Annotated in this window: 12 protein-coding genes; 5 read left to right on the plus strand and 7 right to left on the minus strand. The window is 43.9% G+C overall.

Annotated elements, in window-relative coordinates:
* Positions 1-4 precede the first annotated feature (4 nt).
* Both AC3IRT_RS14425 and AC3IRT_RS14430 read right to left on the minus strand, forming a co-directional pair.
* Entirely contained in the window at positions 5-2,266 is a 2,262-nt protein-coding gene (locus tag AC3IRT_RS14425; RefSeq protein ID WP_489393911.1) for a Tex family protein, read from the minus strand.
* Positions 2,267-2,376: 110 nt separating this feature from the next.
* On the minus strand, positions 2,377-2,808 hold the full coding sequence (locus AC3IRT_RS14430; protein ID WP_489393912.1) for a Sec-independent protein translocase subunit TatA/TatB: 432 nt from the start codon (positions 2,806-2,808) through the stop codon (positions 2,377-2,379).
* A gap of 152 nt (positions 2,809-2,960) precedes the next feature.
* On the opposite strand from AC3IRT_RS14430, the gene AC3IRT_RS14435 reads away from it, so the two are divergent.
* Entirely contained in the window at positions 2,961-4,343 is a 1,383-nt protein-coding gene (locus AC3IRT_RS14435) for an MATE family efflux transporter (protein ID WP_489393913.1), read from the plus strand.
* A gap of 23 nt (positions 4,344-4,366) precedes the next feature.
* Here the strand turns inward: AC3IRT_RS14435 and AC3IRT_RS14440 are convergent, their stop codons facing one another.
* The 3 genes from AC3IRT_RS14440 to AC3IRT_RS14450 form a co-directional block, all read right to left on the minus strand.
* Positions 4,367-5,770 carry a dihydrolipoamide acetyltransferase family protein gene (locus AC3IRT_RS14440; RefSeq protein ID WP_489393914.1) on the minus strand — a complete coding sequence of 468 codons (1,404 nt, stop codon included), beginning with the start codon at positions 5,768-5,770 and terminating at the stop codon, positions 4,367-4,369.
* Between the two features lie 99 nt (positions 5,771-5,869).
* Positions 5,870-7,129, minus strand: coding sequence for a competence/damage-inducible protein A (locus tag AC3IRT_RS14445; protein WP_489393915.1), 1,260 nt, complete (start codon positions 7,127-7,129; stop codon positions 5,870-5,872).
* Positions 7,130-7,147: 18 nt separating this feature from the next.
* The gene (locus tag AC3IRT_RS14450) at positions 7,148-9,766 is read right to left on the minus strand and encodes a putative LPS assembly protein LptD (protein WP_489393916.1); all 2,619 of its coding nucleotides are present in this window, start codon (positions 9,764-9,766) and stop codon (positions 7,148-7,150) included.
* Positions 9,767-9,967: 201 nt separating this feature from the next.
* On the opposite strand from AC3IRT_RS14450, the gene AC3IRT_RS14455 reads away from it, so the two are divergent.
* The 3 genes from AC3IRT_RS14455 to AC3IRT_RS14465 all read left to right on the plus strand — a co-directional run bounded on the left by AC3IRT_RS14455 (position 9,968) and on the right by AC3IRT_RS14465 (position 12,761).
* Positions 9,968-10,849, plus strand: coding sequence for an N-acetylmuramoyl-L-alanine amidase family protein (locus tag AC3IRT_RS14455; RefSeq protein WP_489393917.1), 882 nt, complete (start codon positions 9,968-9,970; stop codon positions 10,847-10,849).
* Between the two features lie 112 nt (positions 10,850-10,961).
* The gene (locus AC3IRT_RS14460) at positions 10,962-11,741 is read left to right on the plus strand and encodes an N-acetylmuramoyl-L-alanine amidase family protein (protein ID WP_489393918.1); all 780 of its coding nucleotides are present in this window, start codon (positions 10,962-10,964) and stop codon (positions 11,739-11,741) included.
* Between the two features lie 72 nt (positions 11,742-11,813).
* Entirely contained in the window at positions 11,814-12,761 is a 948-nt protein-coding gene (locus AC3IRT_RS14465; RefSeq protein WP_489393919.1) for an MlaD family protein, read from the plus strand.
* Between the two features lie 81 nt (positions 12,762-12,842).
* Here AC3IRT_RS14465 and AC3IRT_RS14470 read toward each other — a convergent pair whose 3' ends face one another.
* Both AC3IRT_RS14470 and recN read right to left on the minus strand, forming a co-directional pair.
* Positions 12,843-14,954 carry a S9 family peptidase gene (locus AC3IRT_RS14470; RefSeq protein ID WP_489393920.1) on the minus strand — a complete coding sequence of 704 codons (2,112 nt, stop codon included), beginning with the start codon at positions 14,952-14,954 and terminating at the stop codon, positions 12,843-12,845.
* A 28-nt stretch (positions 14,955-14,982) separates the two neighbouring features.
* Positions 14,983-16,638 (minus strand): DNA repair protein RecN, encoded by a 1,656-nt coding sequence (gene recN / locus AC3IRT_RS14475; protein WP_489393921.1) that lies wholly within the window; start codon positions 16,636-16,638, stop codon positions 14,983-14,985.
* 96 nt (positions 16,639-16,734) lie between these two features.
* Between recN and AC3IRT_RS14480 the strand changes: the two genes are divergently transcribed.
* On the plus strand, positions 16,735-17,352 hold the full coding sequence (locus AC3IRT_RS14480) for a sprT domain-containing protein (protein WP_489393922.1): 618 nt from the start codon (positions 16,735-16,737) through the stop codon (positions 17,350-17,352).
* Positions 17,353-17,380: the final 28 nt, after the last annotated feature.

The following is a 17,380-nucleotide window of genomic DNA, read 5'->3' on the forward strand; positions in this document are numbered from 1 at the left end:
TTTACTATTTGAATTTGCTAGCGAGTTGCGCAAGTTTCGCCGCCATATCACCGCTATTTGAATCTTGCTTCTTGTTATTATCTGGTCGTTTTTCGCGTTTCTCAGGTTGTCGCTCAGGGCGATCTTGCCGCTGGAGAGGTTGCGCATCACCGGTTTTCATAGATAGACTGATGCGATTGCGTTGCTCATCTACTTCCATGACGGTAACTTCTACTTTTTGCTGCACCTTCACCACCTCGCGTGGATCTTGTACATAGCGATCTGCTAATTGACTGAGATGCACCATGCCATCTTGATGTACGCCGATATCCACAAATGCACCAAAATTAGTGATATTAGTTACGATTCCCGGAAGTCGCATCCCGACGCGCAGATCCTTCACGCTATTGACACCGTCCGTGAAAGAAAATTGCTCAAACTGATCGCGTGGGTCCAATCCGGGTTTTGCCAATTCTGCCAAAATATCGCGCAAAGTAGGTAATCCCACCTCGTCGGAAACATACCGCTTTGGTTCTATCTGCTGCCGCAATTGTTCGTCACGTAATAAATCCTGCACGGTAGCTTTGAGGTCTTTAGCCATCAATTCGACGAGCGCATAACGCTCGGGGTGCACTGCCGAAGCATCAAGCGGATGTTTCGCATCGCGAATCCGCAAAAAGGCGGCCGATTGCTCGTAAGCTTTTGCGCCCAATCGCGGTACTTTCTTCAATTCTTTGCGAGAAGAAAACGGTCCATTTTCCTGACGATAATTCACAATTTGCTGTGCCAACGCAGGCCCTAAGCCAGATACATAAGCCAAGATTTGTTTCGAAGCCGTATTGAGCTCGACTCCCACTGCATTTACACAAGACACGACAGTATCATCCAAAGCACCTTGCAATTTATTTTGATCTACGTCGTGCTGATATTGTCCTACGCCAATAGATTTTGGATCAATCTTCACCAATTCCGCTAATGGATCCATCAGCCTGCGGCCAATAGAAACTGCACCGCGCACGGTAATATCCTGATCGGGAAATTCTTCGCGCGCAACTTCGGAGGCCGAATAGATCGATGCACCACTTTCGTTGACCATCACAATAGGAATCGTAAGCGAAAGCTTGCGAACAAATGCTTCTGTTTCTCGCCCAGCCGTACCGTTGCCAATGGCAATAGCTCCTACATCATACTTAGAAACCAAATGCTTGATCGTCTTTTGTGCTTCGGCTTCGCCACCTGCACCATTGTGCGGAAAGATCGCCGTGTTTTCTAAAAGACCGCCTTGCGCATTGAGCACAACGGTTTTACAACCGGTGCGAAAACCTGGATCGATAGCGAGCAAAGACACAGCGCCTAATGGCGCAGCCAATAGTAATTGGCGCACATTCTCCGCAAAAACTCGAATTGCTTCCTCATCTGCTTTTTGCCGAGTCAACACCCGCATTTCCGTTTCCATCGAAGGTTTCAGCAAGCGCTTATAGCTATCCTGCGCAGCCAATCGCAGCTGATCGGCTACCTCGCCTACTGAGTTAATGTAGCGCTTTTCAATCTGCGATAGCACATCGATTTCATCTACGGCAATACCCAAGCTAAGTAGCTCTTCTTTTTCGCCTCGACGCATGGCTAAAACGCGATGCGAAGGTGCATCCTTGATCAATTCAGACCACTCAAAATAATCTCGGTATTTCTGCGCACTAGCTTCTTTACCAGCAATAACCCGACAAACGAACTTTCCTTTTTTCTCCAAAACACGGCGTACGGTCGTCCGTACCTCGGCATCTTCATTGATGATTTCTGCAACAATATCCCGAGCGCCAGCTAATGCTTGCTCTACCGAATCAACTCCTTTTTCTGGATCCACAAAAGCTTCTGCTTTAGCTTGTAGTTGACGTGCATCCTGTGCTAATAATATTTCTGCCAAGGGCAACAAGCCTTTTTCTCTTGCGATCGAAGCACGTGTTTTGCGTTTGGGTTTATAAGGCAAATAGATATCTTCCAAAGCCGACATCGTTGCCGCAGCACGAATCTGCGATTCTAGCTCTGCGTTTAGCTTTCCTTGTTCGGTGATCGACTTCAGTACAGCATCTTTACGCTTATCCAGATCACGCAGTTGCTGCATACGATCTCGGATCGCTGCCACTTGCACTTCATCTAGACTGCCTGTCATTTCCTTGCGGTACCTCGCTATAAAAGGGATCGTAGCACCTTCATCCAACAATTGGATCGTGGTCTGCACTTGCTTGGGTTGGATATTCAGCTCTTGCGCTATACTATTTTCGGGAGACATCGTAATTTGTAGGTGTTTTCGTTAGCAAAAAATCCGATTAAGACAGAGCAAAGCTCGGCCTGTAACCGGATAATTTCTTTATAATGTTGTTAAAAAAACAGGCGTATTTTTTAGGCTTCTTTAGTCGCAGAAGCTTCGCTATCATCCGTAGTCGGTGTAGCCAATGGCACATCTGCGACGGTATTATTCGGATTGTGTTGATGCGTTCCGGCAGGCGGACTAAACTGCGGCAAAGTAGATGTTGGCTTCGGTTCTTCCGCATGTGCACGCATTTGCTCAGACATCGATGCTGCCGTTGGAGCTGCGGTAGCTACTGGGCTCTTTTTGGGCTCTTCTACTTCCACATCTAAGTCTTTCTCAAAACTATTGATCTGATCTGATAATTCTCGTTTGATACCGTCAGAAGCATCCTTGAATTCGCGAATTCCTCTTCCCAAACCACGCGCCAATTCTGGCAATTTCTTTCCTCCAAACAGAAAAAGGATGACGATGATGATTAACATCATTTCCTGTGTCCCGATGTTTAAAAACGCTAAAGTCATGTCTTTGATACGAATTATTAATGTTGCTAATGTACGTAAAAGTTCAGAATTACGCGGACTAATCCATGTAAAGATCTTATAGGAATCTAGTGTGTAAAAGTTAATACGTTGATTTGCGTGCTTCTATTTACCTTTGGCCATATTTATTTAACATGTTCGCTTCCATACGGAAAGATAAAGCTTTCTACATTAGCACGATGGCGCTTGCTGCGCCGATCGTCGTATCTCAGTTGGGTCATACGATGGTACATACCGCCGACACGATTATTGTTGGCCAATTTGCCGGTCGCATACCTTTAGCGGCCGTTTCGCTGGTGCATGCCGTATTCATGGTTGTGCTAGTTATTGGTTTAGGTATTGCGTATGGCATTACACCGCTCATCGCACAGTATAATGGCAAATCAGATTTTAAAGAATGTGCAAAATTGCTCTCCAACAGCATTTGGCTCAATGTGGTCACAGGCATTCTCCTTTTTTGCGCGGTATACTGGGGATCGATGTATGCGATGGAACATACGGATCAAGATCCCTTGGTGGTCGAAACCGCTAAACCGTACCTATTCATCTTAGGACTTTCCATTTTGCCATTGATGATTTTCAATGCCTTCAAGCAATTTACCGAAGGTTTGGGTTTCACCAAACAGGCGATGAATATCACTATCTGGGGCAATGTGCTGAATATCGTGATTGCGTTGGTACTCGTACGTGGTATGTTTGGCTTTCCAGAGATGGGCATTCGTGGCGTAGGTATTGCGACGCTGGTAGATCGTATTTTGATGATGTTGGTAATGGCGGCATATGTGTTAAGATCGAAGAACTTTAAACGTTATATGGTGGATTTCTCCATCCGCTTTATAGAACGAACACGTATCAACAGTATTTTTAAAATTGGCGCTCCCGTGGCGATGCAATATGTCTTTGAGATCGGTGCTTTTGCTACAGCCGCATTGATTGCCGGAAAAATAGGCGCATTAGAACAAGCCGCACATCAAGTCGCCATCACCTTGGCGGCGATGACTTACATGATGGCGAGCGGATTGGCCTCGGCCGCCACGATCAAGACTGGAAATAGCTTTGGAACGGGCAACTTCCAGCGTTTACAGAAGTTTGCGATGGTTTCATATCGTCTTGTGCTGGTATTTATGATCTTCTGGGCAATCATTTTCGCCCTCTTCAATCAATATTTGCCCCTTGTGATTACACAGGATACGGAAGTCATTGCCATTGCTGCCAGTTTATTGATTATTGCGGGTATGTTCCAATTGTTTGATGGCACGCAGGTTGTCGGATTGGGTGTATTGCGTGGAATGGGTGATGTCAACGTGCCAACGGCCATTACATTTGTTGCGTACTGGATTGTTGGCGTACCTAGCGCTTATGTAATGGGATTGGTCTTGGGCTGGGGAATACAAGGAATTTGGTACGGACTGACGCTGGGTTTACTAACATCCACCGCGCTATTGTACTGGAGATACAAGACGATTATTGCTCGAAAAATGAAAAGCACTGTACGTTTGCAAACGCACAGTGCTTAATATATTCTTTTGGTTGGGTCGTACTATACGGTACGATCCAAATCCCAGTTTTCCAGATAATCTGCTACACGCTTAATAAATGTACCACCTAAAGCGCCATCGATGACACGGTGATCATACGACATCGTAATGTACATAAAGTGGCGAATACCAATCAAATCTCCTGCTGGAGTTTCAATAACGGCTGGTTTCTTTTTGATCGTGCCCACGGCTAAGATCGCCGCCTGCGGCTGATTGATGATCGGCATACCGAAAATATTGCCAAAGGCTCCAATGTTGGTAAAGGTAAAGGTGCCGCCTTGGGTATCATCTGGCTTCAATTTATTGTCACGTGCTCGTTGCGCTAAATCATTCACTGCGTGACTAATGCCCACTAAACTCAATTGATCGGCATTTTTGATAACAGGTACTATCAGATTGCCATTCGGCAAAGCCGTAGCCATACCGATATTGATATGTTTGCGACGAATAATCTGATAACCATCTGCCGACACATTGATCATCGGAAAATCCTTGAGCGCTTTCGAAATAGCTTCTATAATAAGCGGCGTAAAGGTGATATTCCCCCCTTCTCGCTTTTTGAACCCATCTTTCACACGATTTCTCCAGTTCACCAAGTTGGTCACATCAGCCTCTACGGCCGAGAACACATGCGGCGAAGTTTGTACGCTGCTCACCATGTGATCGGCAATTAGTCGGCGCATACGATCCATCTCAATGATCTCATCGCCATCGCCTTTCGCTACCACCACGGGTTTAGCGGGCGATTTTGGCCGTTCTGCTTCTGGTGCTGCTATTGCAGACTGATTTTGCTCGTTATCGGTTTTATTATCGTTCGAAAATTCGCTTGTTTCAGTTTGAATTGTTGGACTCTCGGCCTTCTGCGCAATGTATCTCAGCACATCGTCTTTAGTGACGCGACCTTCTGCTCCACTACCGCTAACTTGATTCAGCTCAGCGATAGAGATGCCTTCTTCTTGCGCAATGCTACGCACTAATGGCGAGTAAAAACGACTTGAGCTTTCTGCTACATGCGGTTTCGGTTGTGCTGATGGCGTATCTTTATGTGTTTCTTCGGCAGGTTCTATACTTGTCAAGCCCGGTACGTCTTTGATATCGACTGGGATATCGTCTTCGTGATGAGCAAAGTCCATATTGGTATCCTGCTCTTCAGATTCTTCTTGCGCATCGGTTTCGATGATGGCAATCACCTCGCCCACCTGCACCACATCACCATTCTCAAAAAATCGTTCTTTCAGCACTCCTTGTACAGGCGATGGAACATCAGAGTCTACCTTATCTGTAGCGACTTCCAATACAGACTCATCTTCCTGAATAAGATCTCCAATTTCCCTTAGCCAGTTGGTTACGGTTGCTTCCGTAACACTTTCACCCATTTTTGGAAGAGTAAGTTTATGCAGTGCCATGATATACTTTTTTTGAAGTGATTTACGAATATAGTCAATCTCTCTAAAACGAACAGTAATTCAAAATATAATAATTACAATTCCAATAAAAACAAAATTTTATTCTTTTTCTATCGAGTTGCGCAACTGTTGCCACAATAGTAGAAAGCACTGTGTGGTCGTGCGTTCAATATTGATGTTACGATCATTTTGGAAATGAAATAGCCGAGTGTACACTTTAGTTTTGGTAGCTAAAGCAATCCATATAGTTCCTACTGGCGTATCTTCTGTGCCGCCATCGGGACCAGCAAATCCACTTGTCGCTAAGGCAAAGTCAACATCGAATTTCTTCTGCGCACCGGCAGCCATCGCGCTCACGACTTGCTCACTGACAGCACCGTACGTTTCCAAGTCTTGCTCGCTTACGTCTAGCAGATTACGTTTTATTTCATTAGTATACGACACCACGGACCCTTTAAAAACATTACCGGCTCCTGGTATCGCGGTGATGCGACTGGCAATCGTACCGCCAGTACAACTTTCGGCAGTCGCCAATGTATATGCGTTGGAATGCATTAGCGGCAAGATCGCTCCTTCAAGATCTACATCTCCAAAAGTTATGAAGTGTTCATTCACCCGCTCTTTAATCCTTTTGGCGAAATCTTCCATTTCGGCGCGCAGTGCTTCAGCACGGCTGCTCGTACCAGTCAGGCGAAGTCGTACAATCCCCAACTTAGGCAAATAAGCCATGCGAATATAGTCCGGCATTTCTGCTTCAATATCTTGTATAGATTCTGCTAAGTGTGATTCTCCGATTCCAGCAGTCAAGATATAGACATTCGCGATATGACCTTGATTTGCTGCCTCAGCCAGCTTAGGCAGTACATGTTGCGACATGATGTGTTTCATTTCGAATGGCACTCCGGGCATAAACGCAAAAGATTTGCCTTGATGCGTGTACCATAAACCTGGTGCAGTACCCAATTCGTTGAATAGCACTTCACCTTTTTCAAATACATCGGCCTGCATTTCATTGATAGCCGGCATAGCCCGTTTGCGCTGCGCGAATAATGCTTGCACATGCGCCAATACCTGCTGATCACGAATCAGTTTTGTACCAAAATAAGTAGCAGCCGTGCGTTTGGTAATATCATCTTTGGTAGGACCCAAACCGCCTGTTACCAAAAGAATATCCGCGCGCTGTATGGCGGCATCGAATGCCGCAACAATAGCTTCTTCGCGGTCGGCAATGGTAGCAATATGAACTACGGCAAGATTTAAGAGCAGTAATTGTTGTGCGATCCAAGCGGAATTTGAGTCAACAATCTGACCTTGTAAAATTTCGTCGCCTATCGTAATGATTTCTATCTTGGTCGGCATAGCTTGGGAGTTTAACTTTTAAAACACGTAATGACTTTGTCGCTTCATAAGCTTCAAGTCTTGCAAGATGGCTGCTTTTGCGCGTATGGTAATGTTATAACTCTGAAACTGCCCAATCGGCACCCAGGCGAAAGACATTTCCCAACAGTGCAGATCTCGATAAATACTAAATTGTGGTATCACGACCTGCATCTGTCCAAAGTCGTAGCCTCCATTAAATTGAACTTTCCACTTGGGAGTAACATTAAAATCACCATGCAATTGTACGGTACTGGTAATATTGCTACCCATGCGCATCTCCTCTCTATTAAAGATACTATTGTAATTAAAACTAAAGGAGCCTGATAAATTCCAAGGAATATTAAAGTCGACAAAGGCATTCGGATCTCGACTCACTCGCGCGAGCGCATCTGCTTGTTCTTGGGTCATGCCCGGCATATTATTCCGCAAGGAATCGATGTTATCATTCCGACTTTGCGAGGCATCTGGATTAAAACTATAATCAAACGACAAACCAAAGTTGGTAAGGCGTGCCAAACTTCCTTCGCGCAGCATAAAACGATTAATACGCGTACCTGTTACTCGGTCATAGGTATACGGATCAAATGATCCGTTAAAATTCAGGTTAATTTTTTCGTTAAATAAAGCCGTACGACCCGAGAAACTAATCTGGGAAAGTTTCAATGAGTCGGCCGCCATATTATAGTTTCCACTAAACGTAAGACCCTGAAGAATCTTTATCTTCTTTATACCTGAACCCGTCGTATCCATATCCGAACGAACCTTTGCCTCTATGTTATTATCTACCGAAAAACCAATCCCCATGGAACGTCCAGCTGCTGGCCCACCAAAAATAGCGCCCTCAAATATGGAGTATTGCGCAGCCTGCCCTTGCGGGTTAATATAATCCCGATAATATCCGTAGCTCGGATCGCTAAAATCAGGGCGATAATTTAGGTTTACGGAAGGCGTAACCACATGACGAATGGCTTCTATCTTACCAATTTTAGGATATTGGCCATATATCTTTGTGGATAACCCGGTAGACATAGAGTAATCATACGCACGGCGAAATCCTGATACCGTATCGCGCATATCACGGAAGCCGATCTGATCATTCTCTCTATAATTTCGAATGCTTTGCAGATACCATCTTTCGGTATAGTTGACCGAAGTATTGAATTGAAAATACTTCATCACCTGCAAAGAAAGTGCAATCGGAATCGTGTGCTGCATACCATTGGTAAAATCACCTAACGTTTCTTTGCGAAACAGCAGGGAATCAGACGTATTCAATTTGTTAGTTGCTTGCAAACTATATCCTACGGTTATCCGCTCGTACCATTTTTGCCGCCCTACCCCATCACCAAATTTAAAAGGATTAAAGGTAGACACGTTCAAACTAAATGTGGGTAGTTCTAATTCAATCCGTCCTGTAGCAATATCTTGTCGATGGCTAGCTGAGGAAGTAAAATTCACCTTACCGTCCGCAAACACCCGACCATAACTGATATTGGACGACATATTATTACGTGTCAATTGACTAAAATCATTTGTACCATTAGCAGCCGTATTCCGAAAATACGAACTGGTACCAAAATTAACGGACGCAGAAAAGGAAGTTCCTGGATTTGCTTCTTGACGCTGAGTATGATTCCACGTAACATTGAAATCTTGAGCGCGCTGGTAACTATCGGTACCTTCTATACCCGTTGGTGTAGATCCATAACGTAGATTGAAGCCACCATTGAATTTGTAGTTAACCACATATTGCGTACGCATGGAAGCTTCAAAAGCACCTCTGGAATAAATATTTGTCCGAAACTCGGTATCCCAATAATCATTAAAGGTTAGATACCAACCCAGATCACGCATTGCGAATCCACGACTGGCATCTTCACCAAAAGAGGGAAAAAGCATTCCAGATGAAGGCTTGTCTTGTTTTGGAAAAAATCCAAAAGGAATCGCGATAAATTTCAAGGGTATATTTTGCACGACCAGATAAGAGGGCCCGGCGATGATTTGATTTTTAACGATCAAACCTTTTGAGATCTTGATGCCAAAGTGTGTATGTGGTTCGGGCAAATCACAGGTACTATACAAACCATCGAACAGCGACATCTCCTCATAAATGTTCCGCCGAACTACTTTAGCTTGCACAAAGGCACCATCGACCTCTGTCATTACACCAAAAGTTTTGGGAATCTGTGTCTTGTAATTATATAGTAGAGAATCTACAGCGATAGGCCCTTCTCCTGGCATGATTACGACTGGCCTTCCGGCATACTTACCGTTGTGATCGTTAATTCCGGAGGCAAACAGCACATTCGTGTTTCTATCCAATCGGATATAATCTGCGGCCAATTCAAAATCTTGATATTTGACCTTCGCGCCACCATACAAATGCAATATATTGAGACTTACCTCGTTTACAGAAGAGTCATTTGCCACGATGGTGACCACCGTTTCCAGGTCACTTTCCGAGTCTTTCATCACGACCGTGTCTTGACCGGTAACTTCCTTAAAATTATTTTGGGTTGTATCCGTGCCAAGGGTATCCAATAAAGAAGAATCTCGTAATGGAATAGTATCTCGCATAGGCTTGACATCCTGCGCATTGGCAAACAGAACATTCACACACACTAGGATAAGCATACCGAAAAGAGAAGTAAACGCTCTCAAAATAAATTATGAATGTTATGTTTGTATAAAGTTGAAATGTTCTTCGGCAAAAATAGTCAAAAAACCGACATAGTAAATGTTTTTAACATTCTAAATCAGGTACGTAAAATGCGGTTTTAGTAGTCAGAAGGGGCATTTCGAAAAACTATGACATGTATGAGTTTGCTAAAAAATGTTAAATTTTCCTTAGGGGTAATTTTCCTATCTTCTATCATCTGCGCAGGGATGCTGTATGCCCATGCGAATACATCACCTATCTTGCGCGAAGGATCTGACAGTAAATCAGAAAAAAAACCTTTCACCCTAGTGGTCATTGATCCCGGACACGGAGGCGATAAGCCAGGTGCGAGAGGTCGTATTGCAGCAGAAAAAGATGTAGTTTTACAGGTTTCTAAAAAATTGAAAGAGTCTATAGAGAAGGAAATGCCCGGTGTTAAAGTGATGCTCACTCGCGATCGCGATATTGATGTACCATTTTATGAACGAACTGCCTTAGCCAACAATAATCATGCGGATCTATTTATTTCGATACATTGTAATTCGGCAGATTCTGAGCGCCGTGTAAAAGGGCGTAATGGAAAATATAGTACTCAGCTAACGCGCAGACCAAACGTGCGAGGCACCGAAACATTTGTATGTGGATACAATAGGTTGGCGCAGCAGGATGTGGCCATTCGTGAAAATGCCGATATTTTACTAGAAGATAATTATAAAGAAAATTACAATGGTTTCGATCCGAATGATCCATCAACTTATATTGTTTTTTCGTTAATGAAGCGGAGATATCGCGATCAAAGTATCAAAGTAGCTACGATGATGCAGGAAGAATATATACAAGCTGGCCGCGCGAATCGTGGGGTGCAGGAGCTTTCGCTGGCTGTATTAGCAACTGCAGGTATGCCGGCAGTCCTTACCGAGATTGGTTTCATAAGTAGTCCTGACGAAGAGAATTTTATGCTTTCATCGGACGGACAGACCGAAATAGTTGGTAACTTAACTACTGCAATTAAGCGGTTTAAAGCAAGTGTGGAACGTTAATTGTTATAGGTCACGGAAATCTGTATTATTTAGTAACAAGTATTTAATAAGTCATAGTATTTTGATGATCCAAAGGAATTCAGCAAACAGACCTCATATAAATTACAAATTAGTGTTTTTCACATCGTTATCTTTCCTGTTGGTAACAGTTTTTGGAAGTTTTAGAGAACCACCCACAGTTACTCCTCCACAAAGAATCAAAACGATTGTATTGGATGCTGGACACGGTGGCCATGATTCGGGAGCGGTAGGTGCGCAATCGCGGGAGAAAGATGTTGCTCTGCAAATAACGCTGAAACTGGGAAAAAAGATTGAGCGCGAAATGTCTGGCGTGAAGGTAATCTACACCCGTGATGACGATAGCTACCCGAAGTTATACGAGCGACCTGCTCTGGCGAATCAACATCATGCCGATTTATTTATATCCATCCATTTGAATTCTATAGGTAGAGGATCAAGTAGGTCAGCGAAAGGTACAGAAACCTTTGTACTTGGTTTCAACAGCATCGCTAATCAGGATGTCGCAATGCGTGAGAATGCATCGATCTTGCTAGAGGACAACTACGAAGAGAACTACGATGGTTTTGATCCGAATGACCCATCTACTTACATTGTTTTCAAATATTTGAAGAAACTTTACCGCGACCAAAGTATTAAGTTGGCCAGCTATGTACAAGCAGAATATGCCCGGTCAGGCCGAGTGAATCGCGGAGTAAAAGAATTGCCATTAGCGGTATTGAAAACCGCCGGTATGCCAGCAATATTAACGGAAGTTGGTTTCATCAGCAATTCGGAAGAAGAAAGATACATGATGTCGGCCCAAGGACAGTTAGAAATAGTAGATAATCTCTTTAATGCGATAAATACCTATAGAAAAAATATGGAACGCTAAACTTTTCTTATATTAGAATGTTTACATATTAAAGCATCAAAATCTTACGCTATCATTTAAAGTCTACACATTTTGAAAATTTCAAACGAAACTAAAGTCGGAGCACTTACCGCCATCTCGATTGCATTGCTATTTATTGGCTATAGTTTTCTAAAAGGCAACGATGTATTCACCTCTGAAAATACGTATTATACGGAGTATAATAATGTAGACGGACTTTCTGCTTCGAAGCCTGTAATGGTCAATGGATATCAGATTGGACGAGTTTCTAGTCTGAAATTGCAAGACAATGGCAAGATTCGTGCAGAGTTTAAAATTAAAAATGATTACGAAATTCCCTCCAACACCGTTGCTCGCATTGTGAGTGCCGATCTATTGGGCAGCAAGGCCATCGTATTCGAACTAGGGAATAGTACAACGATGGCACGAGACGGAGATCCATTGTTATCCGATATTCAAGCGAACTTAATGGAGAAAGTGGAACCATTACAACACAAAGTAGAGAATTTGGTTGTGAAATTAGATTCTGTCTTATCTGCCGTGAATACCACGTTGGATGACGAATTTCAGCGCGATTTCAAACAGAGTTTGCGAAGCATATCTGTATCATTGGGCAACGTAGAAAAGATCACCAATGATGTAGAAGGTTTGGTGGGATCGGAACGCATGCGTCTTGCCAAGATCATGATGAACTTAGAGTCTATCACGAACAACTTTAAAAGATATGACGGGCAAATCAACTCAATTCTCAACAACTTGGACACGATGTCTAATAACTTAGCGCAAGTACAAGTGAAAGAGACGGTAGATAATGCAAACAAGGCTATGCAAGAAGTACACGCCATTACGCAAAAAATCCAGAATGGCGATGGCTCTATCGGCTTACTGCTTAATGATGACCAACTGTATAACAACTTGAACAATGCATCAATGAATCTGGATAACCTGATGAAGGATGTTAAAGAGAATCCAGGACGTTATATCCGTTTGAGTATATTCGGAAAGAAAGACACGAAGTAAACATCGGTCTACTTTTTTATAAACAGAATCGGCCAGTGCAGTGCACTGGCCGATTCTGTTTATAACTAATTCCTGCTGTTCTTACAAAGTCTCTTCTAACCAGCGGAAGAATTCTCGCTGCCACACTTGTGCGTTGTGACCGGAAAGTACCCAATGGTTTTCTTCTGGCAAGTACACCAAACGGCTTTTTACGCCACGCAGTTGCGCTGCTTGAAAAGCTTCCAAACCTTGTCCGATCGGCACTCTAAAATCTTTCCCACCTTGAATCACCATAATCGGTGAATCCCATTTTTCGACATGCTTAATCGGGTTGAAGTCAGTATATGTCTTTTCATTCGCGGCATCCCAATACGGTCCACCAAGATCTTGATTGGCAAAGAACAATTCCTCTGTCGTGCCATACCACGAAGTCATATTGAACAATCCACAATGTGAAATAAATGTTTTGAAGCGCCCTTCGTGCACTCCAGCCAGCATAAACACCGAGTAACCGCCATAACTTGCACCAACAGCGCCTAGACGTTCTGTATCTACATAAGATTCTTTGGATAAATCATCAATAGCGGAAAGATAATCGCGAATAGGCTGACCGCCCCAATCACCAGAAATATCTTCATTCCACTTCACGCCCCAGCCTGGCATACCACGACGGTTCGGCGCAATCACAATATAACCTTGCGAAGCGATGAGTTGTAGATTCCAACGTAGTGAATAGAATTGCGTCACAGCAGATTGAGGCCCACCCTGACAATACAACAAAGTCGGATATTTCTTCGCAGGATCAAAATCTGGCGGATATACCACCCACGAAAATAGATCTTGTCCGTCGGTGGCTTTTGTAAAACGACCTTTCACCGGTGTCTCGGCAATGTGCGCATAAGCTTCGTCATTCTCCGTGGTGATTGGACTCAGTTGACGCGTTTTAAAATCATAACGATAGATTTCGGTAGCGCGAGTAAGACGCGTAGAGGTAATCACCAAACCGCCATCATACTCACCAACAATTCCGGTTACGTCAAATTCGCCTTCACTCAGCTGCTTAATTTTTGGAAGCGCTTTGGTCGCTAGATTAGCTGGAACTTGGACTTCAAAAAGTTGTACGGTTCCTTTTACAGGTGCGGTGAAATAGATTTTTTTTCCATCCTTGCTCCAAGTAAAAGCATTGACCGTTTCATCCCAATGTGCGGTAAGATTCAATCGGACTTTACCATCTTGATCTTGCAGGATAATGTCGTTTTTATCCGCTTCAAAGCCATCGGTTTTCATACTTAACCAAGCTAAGCGATTTCCGACCGGACTAAAATCAGGATGCGTATCATAACCATTCATGCCTTCCGTCAGGTTGCTAACTTGGCCACTCGACAAATCGTAACGATAGATATCGGTATTGGTGCTTAATGCATATTCTTTACCTGCCTTTTTCTTGGCAACATATAAAACCGCTTTGCTATCGGGCGACCAAGCAAAATCTTCGGCTCCGCCGAATGGTGCTTGCGGACTGTAATAAGGCTTTCCTTTCAACAAATCCACCGGTTCTCCGATTTTGCCATCGGCATAGCTGGCTACAAACGGATGTGTATATCGCCCATCATTAAACGAATCCCAATGCCGATAATCTAGATCATCGTATACATACACGTCACTTTTGGGCAAATCTTTGTATTTGTCTGGACTGTGAAAGGCATTTACCAACACCGATTTGCTGTATAGTATGTATTTTTTATCAGGAGATAATTTTACGTCAGCCAGTTTTCCTTCGGTTTCGGTAAGTTTCGCCTTTTGGCTACCATCGCTATGCATCTTCCATATATCACCTTTGTAGAGGTAGATAATTTCGCCTTGTGCCGTGATATCCAAAACCGTTTCCGAACCTTGCTCTGTAGTAATTTGCGTTGGACTCCCACCTTTTACCGGAATGCTAAAAAGATTGCGCTCCGCGGAATTCGTTTCGAAGTTGTACTGAGCCACGCCATAGATCAGCTGCTTGCCGTCTGCCGTCAATCGTTCGCCAGAGACCCGTGCTAGTTTCCACAAGTTTTCAGCCGTCAACGCTTGGCGATCGGTAGAGATATTAACCACTTCGGTATCTTTGGTTCGTTTAATTTTCAACGGCCCGTCTTTTAAATTTTGTGCATGCCCAACGGTGATACTCATCACCAACAGGGCACCCAACATGTTTTTTGTATATATCATTCGTTGTTGTTTGTTGCGTTAGCATTTGTTATCCAGCGATCAATTCCTTGGCATGTTGCAGCGCTGCATCTCCAGGATTCGCGCCGCTCAGCATTTTGGCAATTTCTACGATGCGTTCATCAGCCGGCAGCGCTTCGATGCGCGAAAGCGTGCGCTCCGCTTGATCTTCCTTGTACACTTTAAAATGTCGTTTGCCTTTGGAGGCAATTTGCGGCAAGTGTGTGATAGCAATAACTTGCATATGCGCGGCTAACGTATCCATCACGTCGCCGACTTGCAACGCGACCTCGCCCGATATACCCGTATCAATCTCATCGAATATAATGGTTGGCAAAGCAGATGATCTCGCGACCAAAGACTTCACGGCGAGCATCACTCTAGAAAGCTCACCACCCGAAGCCACTTTATGAATAGGTTGCGGCGCTTGCCCTTTGTTGGCCGAGAATAAGAAACTGACTTTGTCGATTCCTTGCGCTTGAAAGGGTTCGCTTTGCGACAAATCAATTTGTAGTATCGCATTGGGCATGCCAACCTTTTGCAAGGTTTGTTCTATTTCCTTTTTGATCTGAGATAGCACGGATTTGCGTTTATCCGACACTATTTGAGCAGCTTCCCGAGTCGTCTTTTCATACTGTGCGACCTCATCAGTCAAGCATGCGACTTCTTCCTCTTGATCGTTGAGCGATTTAATCTTTTCGCGTAAAGTCTTTCCTAATAAGATAAGCTCGGCAACATCGGCAACACGGTATTTTTGTACCAAGCCGTATAACGTGGATAAGCGTTCGGTAACGAATTGCAATCGCTCTTCATCCACATTAACGGTTTGCTCTTGCAGCACCAATTCGGCGGCGATATCTTTCATTTCAATGATATTGCTATTCAAGCGAGCCAGCAAATCATCGCCCGCTGGCAAGAAAGTGGTGATCCGCTGCAATTCCTGCTGTGTATCGCGCAGGTTTTGCAAAATACTTTGCTCGGACTCTTCGAGTAAATGAATCGAGGCCAATAATCCTCTTTTGATATCTTCGGCATGCTCCAATTGGAGTTGCTCTGCTTCCAATTCTTCTACCTCACCTTCGGTCAACTGGGCCGTATCCAGCTCATTCACCACAAATTGGTTATAATCCAGCTCGGCAATGGATTGCGCGATTTGCTCTTCCAACTTCCGCAGTGCCGCGACTGCGGTCTTATAGCTTTTCAACTGTGTTTTATACTGGCTTAATGCGGACGCATTATTGGCAACACTATCTAGTACGAGAAACTGGAAATCTTCGGTATTGATCTGCGTGGTCGCTTGCTGCGAATGGATATCAATCAGACGCTCACTGAGCGATTTCAACACCTGCAAGGTGACGGGCGAATCGTTGACGAAAGCACGTGATTTGCCTTCGGCACTAATTTCGCGCCGGATAATCGTTTCTGCTTCGTAATCTAAATCCTGCTCATCGAATAGATCTTTTAGCGCATAATGGCGAATATCGAAGTAGCCTTCAATGATGCATTTACTACCTTCGTTGAATACATACTTCCCTTCTACCCGATTGCCCAGAATCAGTCCAAGCGCACCCATGATGATGGACTTACCCGCACCCGTTTCACCAGTGATGATGTTTAGCTTGTCATCAAACTCGATATCTAAAGAATCTATCAAGGCGTAATTTCTAATCAGGAGCTTTCGTAGCATGCGTTGTGCGTTATGATATAACCAAAGATAAAAAGGATTTATTACATACGCTGACGCAGCAATACGGATTATGTCGGAAATCCGTATTTTTGTGTAATGCCTGATTTCAGCCAATCACTTTCTAAGTACATGCCCGAAGCGGCAGCGCCTATTGTTTCGCAATGGATTGTCGATACCAAATGTCGTTTTCGAGTGGCCAAATCGCGTAGCAGCAAGCTAGGAGATTACCGTGCACCATTCCAAGGGAAAACGCATCAAATCTCGGTAAACCACGATTTGAATCCTTATGCTTTTTTGATTACGACCGTGCATGAGTTTGCGCATCTAAAAACATGGAAGCAGCACAAAGATCGGGTAAAACCGCACGGCCTCGAATGGAAAAATAACTTCAAAGAGCTGATGAGCCCGTTTTTCAAGATGCAGGTTTTGCCACATGATGTCACTATGGCCTTGTTGCAATACATGGATAATCCGGCCGCTTCCAGCTGCACGGATCTCAACTTGTACCGCACCTTGAAAAAGCATGATGCCGTTGCCAGTGAATTTATTACCGTAGAATCCATCCCTGCAGAAAGTGTATTCTCGCTGAAAAATGGTCGCGTTTTTCAGAAAAAGGAAAAACTAAGAAAGCGATTCAAATGCATGGAACTTTCTACAGGAAAATACTACCTCATTCATCCCATTGCGGAAGTAATTCCAGTGCCAACTCCGTAAATCGCTATAATAGCGTAATTTGAGAAGA

The sequence above is a fragment of the Sphingobacterium sp. KH_072 genome (genome assembly GCF_057837975.1).